This is a genomic window from Sinorhizobium terangae (assembly GCF_009601505.1).
Lineage (GTDB): Bacteria > Pseudomonadota > Alphaproteobacteria > Rhizobiales > Rhizobiaceae > Sinorhizobium > Sinorhizobium terangae.
The window spans coordinates 1-18,961 of the sequence record NZ_WITC01000057.1; the positions used below are offsets into that span (position 1 = coordinate 1).

Sequence of the window (18,961 nt, forward strand, 5' to 3'; positions counted from 1 at the left end):
AGCCGCCACGGCTGGCGCTCCCTTATGAGCAATGAAGTTGGTTCTGTCCCTGAGCAGGCAATGCAACACCACCGCGAGCTTGCGGGCCAGCGCCACGCGCGCCTTTCTGGGACCGGCCCGTTTGGCGACCGCCAACGCCCAGCGCTTCAGATCGGAACCTTTGACCGGTCGCGTCAGGATGACGTTGGCCGCCTCGTAGAGCGCGGTGCGCACGCTCCCATCGCCGATCTTCGAGATGCGACCGCTATGATCGGTCTCGCCCGATTGATATTTCTTCGGCGTCAATCCGAAGTGCGGCCCCACCGCGCGTGATGAGCGGAAGCGCTCCGGCGCATCGACGGCCGCCACAAACGTCAGCGCCACCAGGACACCAACGCCTGGCGTCGTCATCAACCGCTGTGCGTTGTTATCCTGGCGGGCGATGGCGCGCAGCTGGCGCTCAAGCCCTGCAAACTCATGCACAAGCGCGTCGCGCACCTTCAGCAGCGAAGCGGCGATCGCTTCCAAGGTCGAATGGCCTGCAATCAGCTCGCGGATGCGCCCCGCGTAAGTGCGCCGCGTCGTCGGCCCGACCTTGAGGCCGAAGCCGCGCAGGATGCCCCGGATGCTCATCTCGATGTCGTGAAGCTTGCCTTGAATGAGCTTGCGGGCGGTCAGCAGCGCACGCACCTCCTGGGCCGCAAGAGATTTGCAGTGGACCGGCCTGAACCAGCCAAGCCGCATCAACTGCGCAATGCCCCGAGCGTCCTTCTTGTCGGTCTTTACCGGCATTGTCTTGAAGGCTGCACGCACGTGGCGCGTCTCGATCAGCTCGACCGAGAGACCGGCTTTCACCATCCCGGCATGGAGCCACTGCGACAAGGGCCCGGCCTCCAGACCAATTCGCTCCATCGCAACGCCGTGCGCGCCGAACCAGGCGATCAGCGCAGCGGGCTCGCTGAGGATCTTTGCTTCCCGCACAATGCGGCCATCCGCATCCACCACGCACACACTTGAGTATTCCAGGGATACGTCTATGCCGGCATACTCTTTCATGGTCGTCTCTCCGTGCTGCTATGGAGCAGGCCACTCCTGACTCCGCGACACCATCATTGTGAGGGACGACCACCGGCCCTTCAAACCTGCCGGGCCGGGTCGGCCCGTTACACCATCTTGTTGGCCAGAACGTGAACATCTTCGCAAGAAGCCGTGTACAGGGCTCGAGAGGAACGGCTCCCTTCGACCCACTGCGGAAATTGGCCGCTAGCGCCCAGAACATCCGAATTAGTTGCGCAAAGCAGACCCTTTGTATGGCTGAGTGTTCGGATGCGGGTTTATCCTGGCCTCCTCAAAATCTCGACCGGCCGCACTTTGGTCGTCGTTATAAACCACCGCACCTTATCGCCAAGAAGGCCCACAAACTACATTGATCCTGCAATCAAACTAAGGTACCAAGCTTGATGTACGTACCTCATATTCGCATAGAGGAAGCGGACAGTGAAGGTCTGAGGTGCGCGGATAATGACTAAGATACAAATGGGAGCAGCCTGGGAGGTGGATCATGGCGGCATTTCAGCTCAATCCCGATTTCGCGATCGAGGATGAACGGTCACTTCGGGGGCTGTTCGAACCGACACACTCCCTGGCTATACTGAAGTGTCAGAATTCGCTTGGTGAGCATGCGCGAGAGTTTATCAGGCGCTCGCCATTCTTGTGCATAGGTTCCCAGCATCTGGATGGAAAGGCCGATGTCAGTCCTCGTGGCGATCCTCCTGGCTTCGTGAAGATTCTTGATGAGCTTACCCTCGCGATCCCCGATCGGCCCGGCAATAATCGTCTTGATACCCTAAGCAACATAATCGCCAACCCGAACGTCGGACTGCTGTTCGTAATTCCCGGTTTCGAGGACACATTGCGCGTAAACGGGCGAGCCACTCTGACTCGTGACCCTGAACTCCTGAAGAGCATGGGGGTCGCTGGTCGCATCCCAAACCTTGCTATCATCGTAAGCGTGAGCGAAGTGTTCATGCACTGCGCCAAGGCATTCCGGCGCTCCCGTTTGTGGAGCGCAGATCATTTCCAGGACCGCACCGAGATGCCCTCGCTCATAAAGATGATTCTGGATGAGACTACAGGGGCCCCCACGGACAGGGATGAAATGCGAAAGATGGACGAAGGACTGGAGGAAGACTATCGAAGGACACTCTACTAAGGGCGTTCTGCGGTCAGCCGATAGCTTCTTGTTGGTGGCACGGGAAGCGATCAGTTGTACGGCGATGCCACCTTCACCGGCGGCGCCGACCAGTTCCTGTTCGCGTTGGGCAGCGGGCAAGACAGTAGGGCAACTCTCTCATCGTCGCCGCCATTTCTACGGCACTGGCTGTCACAGCCGGCGCGCTCGCTGCTTACGCACTGTCGCGGATCCAATTTCGACCGCGGCTATTGTTGATTGGCGTCTTTCTCCAAGTGATGTCTGCTGCCATCGTTGCGGTCGCCCATTCCGGCGCCGATTGGCGCATTGCTGCGGTATCGCTCTTCGTGCTTGCAGCGCCCGCGACCCGAAACCATCCATTCTGTTTGATCTCTACGTCCTAACCCGCGTATCAACACCACGGCATGCGCTGGCCGGTTCACGCACGGTAACTCGTTTGGGCGACGCTCCTAATCCTTGACTGCAACCTGTGCAATGAGCACCCTACGGCCTCTCGGTTGTAACACCTAAGGCGTAAACGGCAGTTAGACGATCGAGGGTGCAACGATGAGGTCGTTTCGCGGTGCTGCGTCGTTGATCGCGTTTTTCCTTGCGACTGTGCAGTCCGCACAAGCGCTCGACACGTTTCCGGGCGCTTCGGGCGCCGGCAGGGCCACGAGCGGCGGGCGCGGCGGCGCCGTCTTCATTGTTACGAACACGGCAGACAGCGGGACGGGCAGTCTTCGGGCCTGCATGCAGGCGACCGGGGCCCGCACCTGCGTGTTCAGGGTGAGCGGAACGATCCAGCTTGCGTCTCCGATCGTTGTAAGCAGTGGCGCCCTGACGGTGGCGGGTCAGACAAGCCCGGGCGGCATCCAGATCCGCCTGAAGTCCGGCATCGCTGCGACTGCCGCGAAGACCCCCATTCGCATCCTGGCCAGCAACGTGTTTCTGAGGCACCTGCGCGTGCGCCCGGGGAACGAGGCCGCATGGGCGAGCACACGGGGCAGTCGGAGCGGAATCGGCATCGAGAAGGCAGGCACAGTGGATCCGCAGAACATCTACCTCGACCACATGTCGGTCGGGTACGGTTCCGACCAAGCAATGTACTCGTTTCAGAGCGGTAAGAACATCACGATCGCATACAGCCTGTTCGCCTACCCGCTTTCCCCCTCACATCATGATTATGGTCCCCTCATCTGCTCAGATCAGCACCGGGGAGACTGCGGCAAGACCACTCTCTGGCGCAATATCATCAGCGCGCATCGGTGGCGCAATCCGGCGTTGAAATCGGTGGGATGCGGCACCGCGAACGAACGGGTGCATGACGTCATCAATAACTTGATCTCGAACCCGGGCGAGTTCGGCATCATGGTTGTCGACGATCACCCTGACGCGAACAACGTCGGCACCTGCGCGAATGTCGCAGCCAACATCATGGAGCGCGGTCCGAAATCGACGGGCCCGATCGCGCTCGTCAACCAAAGCAACGAGACGGCTGCCACGAACAGGTGGTATGCGCCGGTTGGGACGGGTACCGGCAACGACAACGTGCTCCTGGGTTCGCCGGCCATCCCCCAGTGCCGACTGACGCAGATCAGCCCGGTGGCGCCGTGCACCGAAACAAGCAGGGCTGCTCCCATCGGAGCGCTGAGTGCCCCGGCCAACAGCACGGCGACGCTCAAGAGTCACCTGACGCAACAAGTCGGGGCCTTTCCCCGCGATAGCCTGGACGCGAGGTGGATCGGCTTTGTCAGCAATGTGTCGACGGCCCCTGCCACCAACCCGATTTATACGACATCGGCCTCTTTCCCCGTGATCACCGGGGGGTCACCGCCGACCGATAGCGACAACGACGGAATGCCGAACAGCTTTGAGCAGGCAAACGGTCTCAGCACGACCAATGCAGCCGATCGAAACAATATCGTCCCATCGGGCACGTATGCCGGCTATACATGGCTTGAGCGATATCTCGACGAACGTCATCAAACGATTACGCCGCCCTGACATCTGCGCAGAGTAGGTGGTGCTGACTTGAACGGGGCAACACGAGGAGCCGCAGGCCCTTCGATTTGGCCGCCCCCTTTGGCACGCTGAGTAGGCACTCCGGACGCCGTTATTTCAGATGTCGATGCGAATGCATCGCCCGCAAGGACCGGGGCTGAAGGCATTCGCCGTCTGCTTCATCCGTCGTCGGACTTCGTCCGGAAACGCCCCCACTTCGGTCATAGAGGCCGGCACGCGCCTGCCTGAAAGCAGACATCGTCTTGCAAGCGGCATCACGTCTCCAAAGAGCGTGGCTCCATGCCACGGCAGACGGAGCCAGGAGAAAATTGACGTGCAAGATCGCCTCGGCGGAGCGCCAAGGTTTTCCACGAACTGTTTGAAAGATCAGCCGACTAACCGGGTCGTTGAAAAGACCGACACGAATTCAGCTTTTCACAAAGTCCGCCGGGCTGAGGGGAACAGGTCTGTAGCCGTCGACGTCGGCAATGTCATACTCCCGAGCCAGCTCTGCCGCGACCAGGACACGCCCGGATTTCGACATCAGCGCAGGGTCCCGCCAAAGTCCGGCGATGACATGGCCGATGAACCTCGGGGATTCGGAGTTGGACAAGTCGAAATATTCGGCGTTCTGCATGACGGCTTCGGTGCGTACCAGCCCGGGATAGAGTGCGACGGCGGCGACTTTATGTGGACGCAGTTCATGTGCGAAGTCCGCGGCCATCTTGTCGGCGGCGGCTTTGGCCATGCCGTAGATCGCGTTGCCGTCGTAGAATTGAGCTGCCCAGAACGAAATATTGACGATCAGACCGCGCTGCGTCGAGATCATCGTCGGCGCCACTGCGCGCGACATCATGAAAGCCGCCCTCAGCGCGGTGCCGATCATTGCGTCCCACCGCCAGACGGGCTGCTCCCAGAAAGGGCGCGGCCAAGTAAAATCGCCATCCTCGACCATGTTTTCATAGCCGGGCCATGCATTGTTCACCAGAATGTCCAGACTGTTGGCGGCCCTGATCTCTTCAGCCACGCGCTCGGTTTCGGCGTCGTTGCTGTGGTCGCAATGATGAACGACCAGTCGTCCGGGTAATGCCGCAGCCTCAAGCGCAAGCCCCTCCAGCGATCCCGCGCGCTTACCTCCCAGGCTTGCTTCCGCATCGGAACGGGACCTGCCGGTAACGTGGACCGTGGCTCCCTCGGCGAGCAGCGACAGCGCAATCCCGCGGCCGACACCGCGGCTTGCGCCCGTAACCAACGCGACGACATCTTTCATACTGGCTAGCCTCCCATACGATGGCTGTTGCAGGCAGGGGACATCGGAATTTTGCTGCAGGCAGAAAACGGATGCTTGCCGCATGAAACCTTGGGGAGCAGTCAAATACAATCTCGCTGCCCGATTAGGGCCGATGGGAGATCTTGGCAGCTTCGCGCCCCGAATCGGACGCAGAAATCAGCTTCGCTGCTGCCTGAATGCAGACCTTCCAGGCGATCACGCAGGAGGTCGTGGTTGCGCCGAAGCAGTCCTTACGATCTGTCTGAGCAGCCACCTGTGTGCTATATTTCCCCTCCCGGACCGCACGGCCGGAACAGGGGGAGCGAAATGACACGACGAGTCGCCGTTCTGTTGTTCGACAACGTAGAAGTGATGGACTTCGCAGGGCCTTTCGAAGTGTTTGGAGTAACGGGGCAACGGGAAGGCAAGCGCCTCTTCGACGTCTACACCGTGGCCCGGGAAAGCAAGCCTGTCCTGGCCCGGAACAACCTCAGCATCAATCCGGACTATAGCTTCCGCGACTGCCCCACCACGGACATCCTTGTGGTTCCAGGAGGTTTCGGAACGCGCCGGGAGAAGCACAATCCTTCAGTTCTGGATTTCGTTCGCCAGCATGCTGGCCAGGCTGAGCGGGTATTGTCGGTATGTTCTGGTGCGCTGCTGCTTGCCAAGGCCGGCTTGTTGGACGGATTGCATGCGACCACGCATCGTGGAGCCCTTGCGGAACTCCAGGTGGATGCTCCGACCGCGAATGTTCTTCCGGACGTGAGGGTTGTCGACAATGGAAAGGTTGTCCTCTCGGCTGGCATTTCCGCCGGGATCGACGCTGCACTCTACCTCGTCGCCGAACTGCATGGGCTTGAACAGGCAACTGAGACAGCAACGTACATGGAGTATGATTGGCGGTATCATCCGAACGCAGCCAACTCGGCCATTCGCATGGTGACGGCATCTTCGGACGACGCCGCACCGTCTCCCGGGTTGAATGTGACGACTCTATAAGTTCAGGCAGAATGTCTGCATTGCGGAAGAGGCGTGCAGTGGCGTCGTGGTGACACACGGCACCGACACAATAGAGGAAAGCGCATACCTGGCCGATCTGGTGGTCACTAACGACAAGCCTGTCGGTTGTTCGGCCCGAAGCGGTGCGAAGGCCGATCGTTCTCGAGGGGTTCGGCCGCGGAAACGCTACGCCAAGCGTCGCGGACGCCGTCGCCGATATAATCTCCGCAGGCTTGCCCATATTTATCGTGTCCCGATGCCAAGGCGGCCGCGTCGCGCCCATCTGCGGCAATGGCGGCGGCAAGGATCTAGAGAAGGCGGGATGCATCTTCGGGGGTGATCTGACCGGCCCGCAGCTTCGCGTCCTTGCTGCTGGGGCTAGGAATGACATCCGCTGAAATGGCGCTTGAAATAGCAGAGCTGGGAAGCTGACCTCGCCCCCGGTCACCCAGATCGGCGCTGACTGGAAGAATCGATCCTTTGCAGCGCTCGGTGACTAGCCATGTGAGTGGCTCGATTGAGCCCGAAGCGGACATCAAAATAAGACAGGCAAGACCGCTACTTTGCGCTCGATCTGGATGCCACGAATTCAGCTGCGCCGAACTACCGCTAAGTTGGAACCTCGCCGCGAACAGCCCAGAACGAGGTGGCAAAGGCGCGTGGACCGTCCACCATGCCACAAAGATAGGCTGTCTTGACGTGGCGCTCCAATTCGCTGCGTTGCGCGCCCTCAAGGTTCGTGACATAGCTGCCGGTCTTTCCCTGCCCCGTGAGAAAGCAGGACCAATAGTCTCCGAACGACTGGTACTCGAAGATCGCGCCGAGCGGTTCTTCCACCACATTCGCGAAACCGACCACACCGAACAGTCTTGCGAGCCCGCCAGGCCAACCCAGCGGCTTGGATACCATTTCATCGCGCATCGCTGCGCCGTCAGGATCGAGCACCGCCGCCGCGTCCCAAACTAAACTGAACGGCGTCCAGCCGCAGCGGAAGTTGTTGACGACTACTGCCACAGTGCCTCCTGGCCGCGTAACCCGACAGAATTCGCGTAGGCCTCGGGCCGCGTCGGGCAGCAAATCAAGAGCGAGCATGGACAGCGCGCGGTCAAAAACGCCATCTGAGTACGGCAGATCAAGGGCATCACCAATGTCAAAAACGACCTTCTCGTCGGCAGTCATACGTCGCGCGAAATCCACATATGACATTGACAGATCGATACCGGTTGCTCGCGCATTCGCTGCCGCGATTGCACGTGTCAAATGCCCCGTGCCACAGCCGACGTCTAGGACTCGCTCGTTGGCTGAAACACCGGCGAAGCGTACGAAGGCCGGGGCGAGACGCTGACTGCCTCGCCCAACATAAGCTTCATAGGCTTCGGGGTTTGTCGCCACGAACGTTGCCATGTCACAGTCCTCATCGGGAACGCACGATAATTTCACCGCCGCCTGCACGCCGTCAAGCAGCATCCAATGCGACAGGGCGAGCCGAAGAGCTTTGTGGTCATTGGCGTCAGTGGCAGGGGATGATCAGGTTCCACCCACTTGTGCCGCTGACGGCGACACCTGGAAGGACCGGATTGGGCTCGTTCGCGACCTCAATCCCAGCAGGTTGAACGTCTGCAATCGCCGTTGTGAACCCGGAAGCTGCCAGTCTGCAAACGGCCCCAAACACGTCATTCGGCAATCGGCTTTGCGATGACCGCTCAGTCCGCATCTCGGCCATTCGGGCTAACCACAGCAGACGACTGGTCACCACCCGAAAAATCCTTCTCGAAGTACGATCCGCCCGCTTGAAGGTTGAGCGCTGCGGTGTGGGGGGTGGCTTTTGGGAGGAAGGCTATGTCTAGCTGGAACTCGGGCCGTATCATCGGTCAGAAGCCCCCATTGAAGCCGAAGGAGGTCTGGGCCATCCCAACCCGCCTCCAGATGTTGGGTGCAGTGCGCGACCTGGCGCTGTTCAATCTCGCGATCGACAGCAAATTGCGCGCTTGTGATCTGGTCGCGATCTCAGTTGCTGATGTCGCGATTTGCGGACGGGTTCGCGACCGGGCAATCATCATTCAGAAGAAGACCGGCCGACCCGTGCAATTCGAATCACCGATCAAACGCGCGAGGCTGTCACTGCGTGGATCGAAAGTCGCAGGCGCGGGGAAAGGGATTACCTGTTTCCGAGCCGCGTGCACGCCAAGCCGCATCTGTCGACGCGGCAATACAGCAGGATCGTCGAAAGATGGGTGTCGAGCATCGGGCTTGATCCCAAGCGCTACGGCACGCATTCGATGAGGCGGACGAAGGCGGCGCACATTTACAAGAAGACCGGCAGCTCTTGCTCGGCCACAAAAAGCTGGAGAGCACCGTGCAGTACCTCGGGATCGAGGTCGACGACGCCCTGGCCATCTCTGAGCAGGTTGAGCTGTAGTACTCAATAGCGGCGCTTCGAACAGAAGCGCCGCTAGCTCGGCGCGCGGAAGGCCAAATTCGACCCGTGGCGGTCACTCGCCGACAACGATGGGAATTTCCGGTGCTGAGTGAAAGTGGACTCCGGAGCGGTGCAGGGAATTTTGCCGGAGACCGATCACTTACAGCACCTGCGAGGAAGCCGCCGAATGCCGCTTCGGATGAAGACAATAGGTGGAAGTTACCGCAGCCGCAGCGACATTGACTGCGGATTTTTCCGCAATATCTTCCCCGACCGGGAACCGGTATCCGTAGAGGCATGAATATCATCCATGCACGACGGGGTCGACATCCCTGGCAGTCCAATCCGAGGTCCTCATGACAGCAACACAAGCCGGCCATCCCGACAAAGCTCACGGCCGCTTCGCCGCGCTCCTGGTGGGCTCGATCGGGGTTGTCTATGGCGATATCGGCACCAGCCCGCTTTACGCCTTTCGCGAGGCGTTGCGGCCGTTCGCGCACGATGGCGTGCACGAAAACGAAGTCATCGGGTTGATTTCGTTGATGATCTGGACGTTGACGGTCATCGTGACGCTGAAATACGTGCTCTTCCTTCTTCGCGCTGACAATGACGGCGAAGGCGGGACTCTCTCTTTGCTCGCTCTCCTGATGAAGAAAGCACAAGGCAGCATCGCGCTGCTGTTTCTGGCGGGCCTGACGGGCGCGGCCCTCTTCATTGGCGATGCGATGATCACGCCGGCACTTTCCGTGCTTTCGGCCGTGGAGGGATTGAAGCTGGTCACGCCCGCTCTTTCGGACTACGTCCTGCCGATCTCCGTGACGATCCTGGCGGCGCTCTTTCTCGTGCAATCAAGGGGTACCGCCGCTGTATCCAAGTTCTTCGGCCCAATCACCCTCGTCTGGTTCGTCGCCATGGCGCTCGGCGGGATCGCCCACATCAGTGACGATTTCTCGATTCTCAATGCATTCAATCCAATCTACGCGCTCGATTTCATTACCCATGCGGGTTTGGTCGGTCTGGTCGTTCTCGGCGCGGTGTTTCTAACCGTCACCGGAGCGGAAGCCCTCTATGCCGACCTCGGCCACTTCGGGCGCACACCCATTCAGACGGCATGGTTTCTGGTGGTATTCCCGGCGCTTGCGCTCAACTATCTCGGACAGGGCGCACTCGTGCTCACCCAGCCGACGGCGATCGAGGACCCTTTCTTTCTGATGTTTCCGGAATGGGCGCTCCTGCCGATCGTGATCCTGGCTACACTTGCGACCATCATCGCCAGTCAGGCGGTCATAACCGGCGCCTTCTCGCTGGCCCGCCAGGCGATCCACCTCGGATTTCTGCCGCGCCTCGAGATACGCTTCACGTCTCAAACGACGACCGGCCAGATCTATGTGCCATCCGTCAACTCGCTGCTTTTCATGGGCGTACTGACGCTCGTCATCATCTTCGGAAGTTCGGAGGCGCTTGCCACCGCCTATGGAATCTCGGTCACAGGGGCGATGGTCGTGACCACGCTCTTGGCATTCCCGTTCCTGACATGGGTGTGGGGGTGGTCGATGATCTTTGCTCTAAGCGTACTCCTGCCCCTGTTCGTTCTCGAGTGCATCTTTCTCGCGGCCAACCTGCTGAAGGTCCACGACGGTGGCTACGTGCCCATCATGATCGCCGGCACGATTATGCTGATGATGTGGACATGGCAGAAGGGCACGCGCTTGGTAAAGGAGAAGATTGGCCGCAACGACATGTCGCTGGAAGCGTTCATACGACTGGTCGAGCGAAAATCTGAACACGCTCCCTCGGACGTCCCAGGGACGGCGGTCTTTTTGGCGAGCGTGCCGGACAAGGCCCCCGCGGTGCTGCTTCATAATCTCAAGCACAATCATGTGCTGCACGCGCAGAATATCGTCCTTCACGTTAGAACCCGTCGCGTTCCGTTCGTGCCTGAGACCGATCGGATCGAGCTAACGAGACTTTCGAATCGGTTCAGCAAGCTCACCATCAACTTTGGCTTCATGGACGAGCAGAACGTCTCACAGGCCTTCGCAATGTGCAGGAAAGCGGGGCTGAAATTCGAGATTATGTCGACGTCCTTCTTTGTTGGACGGCGCAAGCTCGTGTCAGACCCCGATACTGGCCTGCCCGGATGGCAGGACCGGCTGTTCATAGCGATGTCGCATGCGGCGATCGACCCTTCTGATTACTTCAGCCTGCCGCCCAACCGCGTTGTCGAGATCGGCGAGCAGGTGCTTGTCTGACCGACGGATCGATAGGCACGCTGCACGCCAGACACGCTCGGTTCGTTGGTGTTCGCCGCCGACGTCTCGGCCTAACAGTTCACGTGCGCAAGCCCTTAGCTTGCGATTTTTACCGTGACCATTCGCGGCTCAACATGCAGACCGAGCATCACGGCCATTCGGAGTATGCTGACGATCAAGTGCCAAGGCCAGAACACTCCGAACGATGTCGACGGAAGTTTCCGGTTCCGACATCGCTGCGGTTGAACGCCAGTCCAATGGCAGCGCACTGACCCGTCGACGTTTTTTACGGGCCAAAATTCAAATCGTGAGGCCGTAGCTGGGTAGGTTTCGGCACGAATGACAGTGCGCATCTCCAATGAGGAGCGCGCCGCTTCGAATTCGGCCTCCTGAAGCTCAATATCTCCCACTGCGTTGACGGAGACCACTTCACTCCCCGATACGGTCATCACGGCGACAGGAACTTGGAAAAGCGCTGCAAGGGTTTGGACGGTGGTTGAGACGATCGCCTCCATGCTGGCGGCCGCGACGACGGCACGGCCGTAGTCTTGCAACACCGCCGCTTGGGACCTCAACAGTGCCGCATCAGTCGCTCTGCGCCGAGAGGTATAGGCAACGCTACTGACGATAAGCCCAATGACAAAAAGCAGGCCTATTGCCCAGATGTTTGCCGGATCATCGACGAGCAGCGTGTAGCGCGGCTCGGTCAGAAAGAAGTTGTACGCGAGAGCGCCAAGCACGGCTGAGCAGAGCGATGGGCCCAAGCCGAAGCCTACGCCGGCGACGACCACCGGCACCACGAATATGAGAGAAATGTTCGGGATCGCCACGCCGCTGTCGATTCCAACGGCAATCAACGTGGCGATGGCGGTCATTGCTATGGATGCAAGTAACCGACCACCTCCGGAACCTCCAACGGTGCCGAGCTCAAACGCAGATCGGCTGCCACGCGTGGCGTGATGTCCTGTTGTAGCTTCGATTTACCACCGGCCATTGGTGCGATTCCTTCTAAAAAGCACTCGTCGTGCCGCGATATACGTACCAATTATACTCCCATTGCGTGTTCGCGGTCCGCCAGAGATGCGGCTTACAAGGCACTTTGCCTCGTATCGGTTCACACCGTTCGTTTCCGGCACTCACTGTGAAGACAGTGAGTGCATGTTGCCCAAGAGGGTGCAGCGGTCTGCGTCAACGATATGCACAAAACAAAGACCTAAAGCGTTGAAGCGTCAGACACTCTCGTCCAACAGCGACAGGTATACCTCCTCCGGTTCTGAGCCCTCTCGTATCGCGCTCAGGGTCTCCGATGAGCGAAGCTTTCGCGCGAGCAAGGCAAGGACGTTCAAATGGGTGGCACTGCCTTGCATAGGGGTGAGCAGAAGACAGACTATGTCCACGGGGACATCATCGATGGACTCGAAATCAATGGGTTGCTTGAGCCGTACGACGAGAGCAAACGGCGCCTGAAGGCCAGCAATGGGAGTATGCGGAATCGCAATCCCTTGGCCAATTCCCGTGGAACCAAGATTTTCGCGGTTGTTTATTGCGCGAAATATTTCATCCTCGTCGATGCCGACTGCCTGGCTCGCCTTCTCCGCAAGGAAATGGATGAGCATGACCTTTGAAGGAGCATGGACATTGATGACAACATGCTCCGGCTTGAGAATCTCATATATATTCATGTCACAATCCGCTTCCCGAACAATCTCGAACGGGAGCCTCAATTCTGTTCTGCTTCGCGGAGGCGATAACCGACGCCTGTTTCCGTGGTGATATATTGCGGTTGATCCGGGCTGCACTCGATCTTCTGGCGAAGCTGGCGCACGTAGACCCTGAGATATTGAACGTCAGTCGGTCCGCCCCAGATCTGGTTCAGCAGGTGCTGGTGCGTGATGACACGGCCCGCGTACTGCACGAGAATGCGCAGGATGTCGTATTCCTTGGGAGACAGTTTGACCTCCTTGTCGGCCACCTTGACGATCCGCTTCACCAGGTCGACGGAAAGATCGCCCGTCTTGAATATCGGCTTCTCGCCCCGCTGCTGCAGTCTGTGCCGAAGAGCGACGCGAATGCGGGCGGCAAGCTCCTTCATGCCGAAGGGCTTCGTGACGTAGTCGTCGGCACCGCCCTCGAGGGCCCTGACGATGCCCACCTCATCGGTGCGGCTGGAGAGAACGACGATCGGCTGCTCCAGGAAATCGCCGCGCCATTTCGCGAGCAGATCGTGGCCAGCTATGTCTGGCAGACCGAGGTCGAGAAGGATCAGGTCCGGCTGTTCTCTGGCAACAAGGCTCATCGCCTCCTTGGCGTTCATGGCTTCAATTACGGTATAACCCTCACTTGTCAGCCCGACTCGCAGCAGCTTTCGAATCGCAGGCTCGTCGTCGACGACGAGTATTTTCACCGTTAAGACTGTCATGTCAGACCTTCCACATTTCTCGCTTCGGTCGGGATCGGCATGGAAATCGTAAAGATCGCTCCCGACCGATCGGTTCTGTTTCCGGCACAGATTGTTCCGCCCATGGCTTCGACAAAGCCCTTGCAAATTGAAAGTCCGAGTCCGGTGCCCGCGCGCACGTGATCGGTCTTTTGAACACGATAAAAGCTGTCGAATATGCGCTCGAGATCACCGCCTGGGATGCCCGGGCCCTCATCGATGACCTGGAGAGTAACCGCTCCTCCGTCGATCCATGCTCGGATCATCACCGTTGAGCCTTGTGGAGCGTATTTGGCTGCGTTGTCGATGAGATTGAACAGCACTTGCTCGAACAGGACGGGGTCGAGCTTCAACATTGGCAAATCGGCCGGTATGTCGATCGCCGTCTTATGTCGTGCCAGGATCTTGCCCGCTCGGCGCAAGGCCGTGCCGACGATATCATCGATATAATGGAAGGATGCAGTCGGTGCGGTCGCGCCGGATTCGATGCGTGTCATGTCGAGCAGATTGGCGATGAAACGGTTGAGCCTCTCGGACTCATCCACGACTGTGGAGAGCAGGTCGGTGCGGTCGCCTTCAGGCATAGAGCCGGAATAGTCGCGCAACGTGCCGGCGGCTCCCATGATTGCGGCGAGCGGCGTCTTGAGATCATGGGAGATCGACGTCAACAGCGCGGAGCGCAGCCTGTCGGCCTCCGCTGCCAATCTCGCCCGATCGACGTCGGCCACGAGTTGGATCCGCTCGATGGCGAGCGCTGCCTGATCGGCCAGCGCATCGAAGAGCCGCTGCTGCTCGGGCGTCAGCAGCGGTCCCTGCTTGTCATTGTCGAGCCCAACCACGCCGATCGCCGTGCGGCCAGTCTTCAAGGGAAGATAGAGGCGCTTTGCACCCGGCAGCGTGTCGGCCCCGCGCCCGGCGGGCCGGTCATGTTCCCATGCCCAGCGGGCGGCGGCGATATCGGCATCGACCAGTGTGTCGTCCGGCGGATAACCTGCCTTGACCTCGATCGAATTTTCCTCCGGAAGGAGAATGACGACCCGCACCTTCAGCATGGAGGCGATCTGGTAGGCCGTGGCCCACAGCACGTCATCGAGCGTGCCGGTGCTGGCGAGCTTCTTGGAGAAGAGATAGAGGTCTTCAGTCGTTCTGGCGCGCTGGCGAGCCGCGGCGGCCTGACGTTGGACGCGCGCGGTCAGATTGCTTGCCGTCACGGCAACCACGAGAAAGAAGACCAGTGCCAGAACACTTTCCGGATCCTCGATCGTCAGCGTGTAACGCGGATCGAGAAAGAAGAAGTTGAAGGCCAATGCGCTGACGACGCAGGCATAGAGCGCTGGCCACAGTCCCGCGGTCAGCGCCGAAGTCAGCACCGCCATCAGGAAGACGAGCGCTATGTTCTGGACGTCCAGAACCTGGTCCAGCAGCGCGCCGAGCGCGAGTGCGGCGGAGATGTAGAGCGTACTCAACAAATAGGGTCGGAGCTTGACCTGCGCCGGAGGCGGCGCCGTCTTGATGCCGCGCTGCTCGGCTGCCGCTGCCGCCGCTCCCGAAATCACATGCACACTGATGTCGCCCGCCTGCCGGATCAGGTCATGGGAGACCGATCCTTCGACGAGCTCGCGCCAGCGGGACTTGCTGGGCTTGCCGATGATCACTTGGGTGACATTGTTCGCCGCCGCGTGGCGAAGGATTTCGCTTGCCACGTTCTGCCCGGGAATCGTCGTTGCCTCTCCGCCCAGTTGCTCAGCGAGGCGCAGATGCGCGGCAAGCCGGTCCTTATCGGCATCCGAGAGGTTGACCGAGCGCGACGTCTCGACGTGAAGCGCCGCCCAGGGAGCGCGCAAGCGGTCCGCCTGGCGCTTGGCGTAGCGCACGAGCGACGCGCCGCGCGGATGCTCGTCGACGCAGACGAGCACCCGGTCTCCCGCCGCCCAGGGGCCGGGAATGGCGTGCGCCTGCATATGGCTTACAAGCTGCTCGTCCACGCGCTGCGCCGTGCGGCGCAAAGCAAGTTCGCGCAGGGCCGTCAGGTTGCCGGGCGAAAAGTAGTTCTGGATCGCCCGCTTTGCCGTCTTCGGCAAATAGACCTTGCCCTCGTGCAAGCGCTTGATCAGGTCGTCCGGGGTGAGATCAATGATCTCGATGTCATCGGCGCGATCGATGATCGAGTCCGGCACGGTCTCGCGGACCCGGATGCGCGTGATCTGCGCGACGACGTCATTGAGGCTTTCGATGTGCTGGACGTTGAGGGTCGTATAGACGTCGATGCCTCGGGCCAGGATCTCCTCGACGTCGAGGTAGCGTTTCGCATGGCGGCTGCCGTCGACATTGGTGTGGGCAAGCTCGTCGACGAGAACCAGTTCCGGGTGGCGCGCGAGGATGGCGTCGAGGTCCATGTCGTCGAGGAGGTGTCCCTTGTAGTTGACCCTCTTGCGCGGGACCACTTCGAAGCCATCGACAAGCGCCTGGGTTTCCTTGCGACCATGGGTCTCAACGACACCGATGACGACATCGCCGCCTTCGGCCTTGCGCGCCCTTCCCGAAACCAGCATCTCGTAGGTCTTGCCGACGCCGGGCGCGGCACCGAGAAAGATCTTCAGGCGGCCGCGGGCCTCGCGTTGAGCGGCCTCGAGGAGCGCTTCCGGCGAGGGCCTGGTATCGATGTCGCGTCTTTCGTCAGGCATTGTGGCGCATTCCCTCGCGATCAAGGTCGGGGATGACCCCGGCCGCATTCGTCATTGGGCCCCAACACGATCAAGTGCAAGGTTCACGGCGAGAACATTCACCGCCAGTTCGCCCATGAACCCAAGTTCGCGCTGTTCGACATGGTCATCGACCAGCGTCTTGACTGCTGCTTCGTCGAGCCCGCGGGCTTTGGCGACGCGCGGAACCTGGAAGTAGGCGGCTTCCGGCGAAATATGCGGGTCGAGGCCACTGCCCGACGTCGTCGCGAGGTCCATCGGTACCGGCGCCAAGGGGTTTTCCGCCTTCAATGCCTCCGCTTCATTCTTCATTCGATCGATCAGCTTGGCATTGGTGGGACCAAGGTTTGAACCGCTGGAACTCGCGGCATTATACCCGTCGCCAGCAGCAGAGGGACGGCCATGGAAATAGCCCTCACCGCTGAAGGACTGACCGATCAGCTCCGAGCCGATCACCTTGCCGTCCTTTTCGATCAGGCTACCATTGGCCTGATACGGGAAGAGCGCCTGGGCGATCCCGGTCATGCCGAGCGGGTAGGCCAGTCCGGTTATGGCGGTCAATGCGATGATCATGACGATCGCGGGTCTGAGTTGTTTCAACATGGTCATGATCCTTAAACGAGGCAAAGCGCGGTTATGACGACGTCGATTGCCTTGATGCCGACGAAGGGCACAATGATGCCGCCGAGGCCATAAATCAGGAGATTTCGCGACAGCAGCGCACCGGCGCCGATCGGCCGGTATTTCACGCCCTTCAGCGAGAGCGGGATCAACGTGACGATGATCAGCGCGTTGAAGATGATCGCTGACAGGATGGCGCTTTGCGGTGTCGCGAGCCCCATGATGTTGAGCGCACCGAGCTGCGGATAGAACGCCAGGAACATCGCCGGTATAATCGCGAAGTATTTCGCGACGTCATTGGCGATGGAGAAGGTCGTCAAGGCGCCGCGCGTCATCAGCAACTGCTTGCCGATCTCGACGATCTCGATGAGCTTGGTCGGGTCGGAATCGAGATCGACCATGTTGCCGGCTTCGCGCGCCGCCACCGTGCCGGTGTTCATCGCGACGCCGACGTCGGCCTGGGCGAGAGCCGGAGCGTCGTTGGTGCCGTCGCCGCACATCGCCACCAGCTTGCCCTGGGCCTGCTCCTCGCGGATGAGGCTGAGCTTGTTTTCGGGCGTGGCTTGCGCAAGGAAATCGTCGACGCCGGCCTCCGCCGCGATCGCGGCGGCCGTCATCGGGTTGTCGCCGGTGATCATGACGGTGCGAATGCCCATGCGGCGCAGTTCGGCAAAGCGCTCCTTGATGCCGCCCTTGACGATGTCTTTCAGGTGTACGACGCCGAGCAACCGGCCGTCCTTGACGACGGCGAGCGGCGTGCCGCCGGACTTGGCGATCTCGTCGGCGATCGCCTGGAGCTCTCGCGCCGCCTGCGGATCACGCACGACGACGCTTGCCGTGCCGTTGATGTTCGCCACAGTCGTACGATCGGCGTGCTGGAGAACGGCATCGACCGCCCCCTTTCGGATGCTAGAGCCGTCGAAATCGACACCACTCATCCGGCTCTGGGCAGTGAACGGAACGAAGTGCGCATGCAGACTTCCCATGTCGCGGGCACGGATGCCGTATTTTTCCTTGGCAAGCACCACGATGGAGCGGCCCTCCGGCGTCTCGTCGGCCAGCGATGCAAGCTGCGCCGCATCTGCGAGTTCCTGATCGGAGACGCCGCGCACGGGCCTGAATTCGGTGGCCTGGCGGTTGCCAAGCGTGATCGTGCCGGTCTTGTCGAGCAGCAGCGTGTCGACGTCGCCGGCCGCCTCGACCGCACGGCCGGACATGGCAAGGACGTTGAAACGCACCAGGCGATCCATGCCCGCGATGCCGATCGCCGAGAGCAAGGCACCGATCGTCGTCGGGATCAGGGTGACGAAGAGTGCGACGAGAATGAGAACCGGGATATAGCCGCCAGCATAGGTGGCGAAGCTCGGAATCGTCGCCGTCGCTAGAACGAAGATCAGCGTCATGCCGGCAAGCAGGATGTTAAGCGCGATCTCGTTGGGGGTCTTCTGGCGTTCGGCGCCTTCGACGAGCGCGATCATGCGGTCGATGAACGTCGAACCAGCCGCGGCGGTGATCCGCACCCGGATCCAGTCCGACAGGACCTGGGTACCGCCGGTGACGGCGGACCGGTCGCCGCCGGACTCGCGGATGACAGGTGCGGATTCGCCGGTGATCGCTGCCTCGTTGACTGAGGCCACACCTTCGATCACCTCCCCGTCGGAGGGGATGATGTCGCCGGCTTCGACGAGGACGTTGTCGCCGACCTTCAGGCTTGTGCCGGGAACGAGCTTGAAGTTGTTGATATCGTCGCCCTTGAGCAGCTTCGCTTGCGTTTCCGTGCGTGTGCGCCGCAGCGACTCCGCCTGCGCCTTGCCGCGACCCTCAGCCACCGCTTCGGCAAAATTGGCAAACAGAACGGTGAACCAGAGCCAGATCACGATCTGGAAGGAAAAGCCGATGTTATCTCCGCCCGTGATCAGATCACGGACAAGCAAGACAGTGGTCAATGCGGAGACGACGGCGACGACGAACATCACCGGATTCCTGGAAAGTGTCTTCGGATTGAGCTTTCGAAAAGCATCGCCGATGGCGGGTATGAGAATGCGAGCGTCCATGATGCTCGCGGATTTGGACTGGCTCATAGG

13 protein-coding genes and 2 pseudogenes are annotated in these 18,961 nt (G+C 60.3%); 6 read left to right on the forward strand and 9 right to left on the reverse strand.

Annotation, left to right across the window (positions count from 1 at the left end):
• Positions 1 to 1,035: IS110 family RNA-guided transposase (locus GHK62_RS14015; protein ID WP_153439716.1), on the reverse strand; the 1,035-nt coding region annotated here is incomplete at its 3' end.
• Positions 1,036 to 1,540: 505 nt separating this feature from the next.
• On the opposite strand from GHK62_RS14015, the gene GHK62_RS14020 reads away from it, so the two are divergent.
• Both GHK62_RS14020 and GHK62_RS14025 read left to right on the forward strand, forming a co-directional pair.
• On the forward strand, positions 1,541 to 2,191 hold the full coding sequence (locus tag GHK62_RS14020; protein ID WP_153439780.1) for a pyridoxamine 5'-phosphate oxidase family protein: 651 nt from the start codon (positions 1,541 to 1,543) through the stop codon (positions 2,189 to 2,191).
• 732 nt (positions 2,192 to 2,923) lie between these two features.
• Positions 2,924 to 4,177: a hypothetical protein gene (locus tag GHK62_RS14025; protein WP_210253345.1), complete on the forward strand. Its 1,254-nt coding sequence runs from the start codon at positions 2,924 to 2,926 to the stop codon at positions 4,175 to 4,177.
• 424 nt (positions 4,178 to 4,601) lie between these two features.
• Here the strand turns inward: GHK62_RS14025 and GHK62_RS14030 are convergent, their stop codons facing one another.
• The gene (locus tag GHK62_RS14030; protein WP_153439782.1) at positions 4,602 to 5,444 is read right to left on the reverse strand and encodes an SDR family NAD(P)-dependent oxidoreductase; all 843 of its coding nucleotides are present in this window, start codon (positions 5,442 to 5,444) and stop codon (positions 4,602 to 4,604) included.
• A gap of 327 nt (positions 5,445 to 5,771) precedes the next feature.
• On the opposite strand from GHK62_RS14030, the gene GHK62_RS14035 reads away from it, so the two are divergent.
• Together GHK62_RS14035 and GHK62_RS14040 are read left to right on the forward strand one after the other, a co-directional pair.
• Entirely contained in the window at positions 5,772 to 6,446 is a 675-nt protein-coding gene (locus GHK62_RS14035) for a DJ-1/PfpI family protein (protein ID WP_153439783.1), read from the forward strand.
• 158 nt (positions 6,447 to 6,604) lie between these two features.
• A pseudogene (locus GHK62_RS14040) lies at positions 6,605 to 6,814 on the forward strand (asparaginase); the annotation flags it as partial.
• 241 nt (positions 6,815 to 7,055) lie between these two features.
• On the opposite strand, the gene GHK62_RS14045 reads toward GHK62_RS14040, so the two are convergent.
• Positions 7,056 to 7,850 (reverse strand): class I SAM-dependent methyltransferase, encoded by a 795-nt coding sequence (locus GHK62_RS14045; RefSeq protein WP_167528248.1) that lies wholly within the window; start codon positions 7,848 to 7,850, stop codon positions 7,056 to 7,058.
• A 435-nt stretch (positions 7,851 to 8,285) separates the two neighbouring features.
• Here GHK62_RS14045 and GHK62_RS14050 point away from each other — a divergent pair.
• Positions 8,286 to 8,865: pseudogene (locus GHK62_RS14050) on the forward strand (tyrosine-type recombinase/integrase).
• A gap of 356 nt (positions 8,866 to 9,221) precedes the next feature.
• Positions 9,222 to 11,117 carry a potassium transporter Kup gene (locus GHK62_RS14055; protein ID WP_153439785.1) on the forward strand — a complete coding sequence of 632 codons (1,896 nt, stop codon included), beginning with the start codon at positions 9,222 to 9,224 and terminating at the stop codon, positions 11,115 to 11,117.
• A 95-nt stretch (positions 11,118 to 11,212) separates the two neighbouring features.
• Here the strand turns inward: GHK62_RS14055 and GHK62_RS14060 are convergent, their stop codons facing one another.
• From GHK62_RS14060 to kdpB, 6 genes are all read right to left on the reverse strand, one after another.
• Positions 11,213 to 11,992, reverse strand: a complete 780-nt coding sequence (locus tag GHK62_RS14060) for a DUF4118 domain-containing protein (RefSeq protein WP_153439786.1) — start codon at positions 11,990 to 11,992, stop codon at positions 11,213 to 11,215.
• Between the two features lie 354 nt (positions 11,993 to 12,346).
• Positions 12,347 to 12,799, reverse strand: coding sequence for a PTS sugar transporter subunit IIA (locus GHK62_RS14065; RefSeq protein ID WP_153439787.1), 453 nt, complete (start codon positions 12,797 to 12,799; stop codon positions 12,347 to 12,349).
• A 38-nt stretch (positions 12,800 to 12,837) separates the two neighbouring features.
• Complete coding sequence (locus GHK62_RS14070; RefSeq protein WP_153439788.1) at positions 12,838 to 13,536, reverse strand: response regulator transcription factor; 699 nt, start codon at positions 13,534 to 13,536, stop codon at positions 12,838 to 12,840.
• Positions 13,533 to 16,238, reverse strand: coding sequence for a sensor histidine kinase (locus GHK62_RS14075; RefSeq protein ID WP_153439789.1), 2,706 nt, complete (start codon positions 16,236 to 16,238; stop codon positions 13,533 to 13,535). The genes GHK62_RS14070 and GHK62_RS14075 overlap by 4 nt, the downstream gene beginning before the upstream one ends.
• A gap of 51 nt (positions 16,239 to 16,289) precedes the next feature.
• Positions 16,290 to 16,859 carry a potassium-transporting ATPase subunit KdpC gene (gene kdpC, locus GHK62_RS14080; RefSeq protein WP_153439790.1) on the reverse strand — a complete coding sequence of 190 codons (570 nt, stop codon included), beginning with the start codon at positions 16,857 to 16,859 and terminating at the stop codon, positions 16,290 to 16,292.
• 11 nt (positions 16,860 to 16,870) lie between these two features.
• Positions 16,871 to 18,958, reverse strand: a complete 2,088-nt coding sequence (kdpB, locus tag GHK62_RS14085; protein WP_153439791.1) for a potassium-transporting ATPase subunit KdpB — start codon at positions 18,956 to 18,958, stop codon at positions 16,871 to 16,873.
• Positions 18,959 to 18,961: the final 3 nt, after the last annotated feature.

What these genes read in the sequence shown, in the direction of transcription:
- GHK62_RS14055 (WP_153439785.1), top strand. Translation starts at nt 9,222, where the DNA reads ATGACAGCAACACAAGCCGGCCATCCCGACAAAGCTCACGGCCGCTTC.
- GHK62_RS14065 (WP_153439787.1), bottom strand. Translation starts at nt 12,799, where the DNA reads ATGAATATATATGAGATTCTCAAGCCGGAGCATGTTGTCATCAATGTC.
- kdpC (WP_153439790.1), bottom strand. Translation starts at nt 16,859, where the DNA reads ATGTTGAAACAACTCAGACCCGCGATCGTCATGATCATCGCATTGACC.
- GHK62_RS14060 (WP_153439786.1), bottom strand. Translation starts at nt 11,992, where the DNA reads ATGACCGCCATCGCCACGTTGATTGCCGTTGGAATCGACAGCGGCGTG.
- GHK62_RS14035 (WP_153439783.1), top strand. Translation starts at nt 5,772, where the DNA reads ATGACACGACGAGTCGCCGTTCTGTTGTTCGACAACGTAGAAGTGATG.
- GHK62_RS14030 (WP_153439782.1), bottom strand. Translation starts at nt 5,444, where the DNA reads ATGAAAGATGTCGTCGCGTTGGTTACGGGCGCAAGCCGCGGTGTCGGC.
- GHK62_RS14020 (WP_153439780.1), top strand. Translation starts at nt 1,541, where the DNA reads ATGGCGGCATTTCAGCTCAATCCCGATTTCGCGATCGAGGATGAACGG.
- GHK62_RS14025 (WP_210253345.1), top strand. Translation starts at nt 2,924, where the DNA reads ATGCAGGCGACCGGGGCCCGCACCTGCGTGTTCAGGGTGAGCGGAACG.
- kdpB (WP_153439791.1), bottom strand. Translation starts at nt 18,958, where the DNA reads ATGAGCCAGTCCAAATCCGCGAGCATCATGGACGCTCGCATTCTCATA.
- GHK62_RS14070 (WP_153439788.1), bottom strand. Translation starts at nt 13,536, where the DNA reads ATGACAGTCTTAACGGTGAAAATACTCGTCGTCGACGACGAGCCTGCG.
- GHK62_RS14075 (WP_153439789.1), bottom strand. Translation starts at nt 16,238, where the DNA reads ATGCCTGACGAAAGACGCGACATCGATACCAGGCCCTCGCCGGAAGCG.
- GHK62_RS14045 (WP_167528248.1), bottom strand. Translation starts at nt 7,850, where the DNA reads ATGGCAACGTTCGTGGCGACAAACCCCGAAGCCTATGAAGCTTATGTT.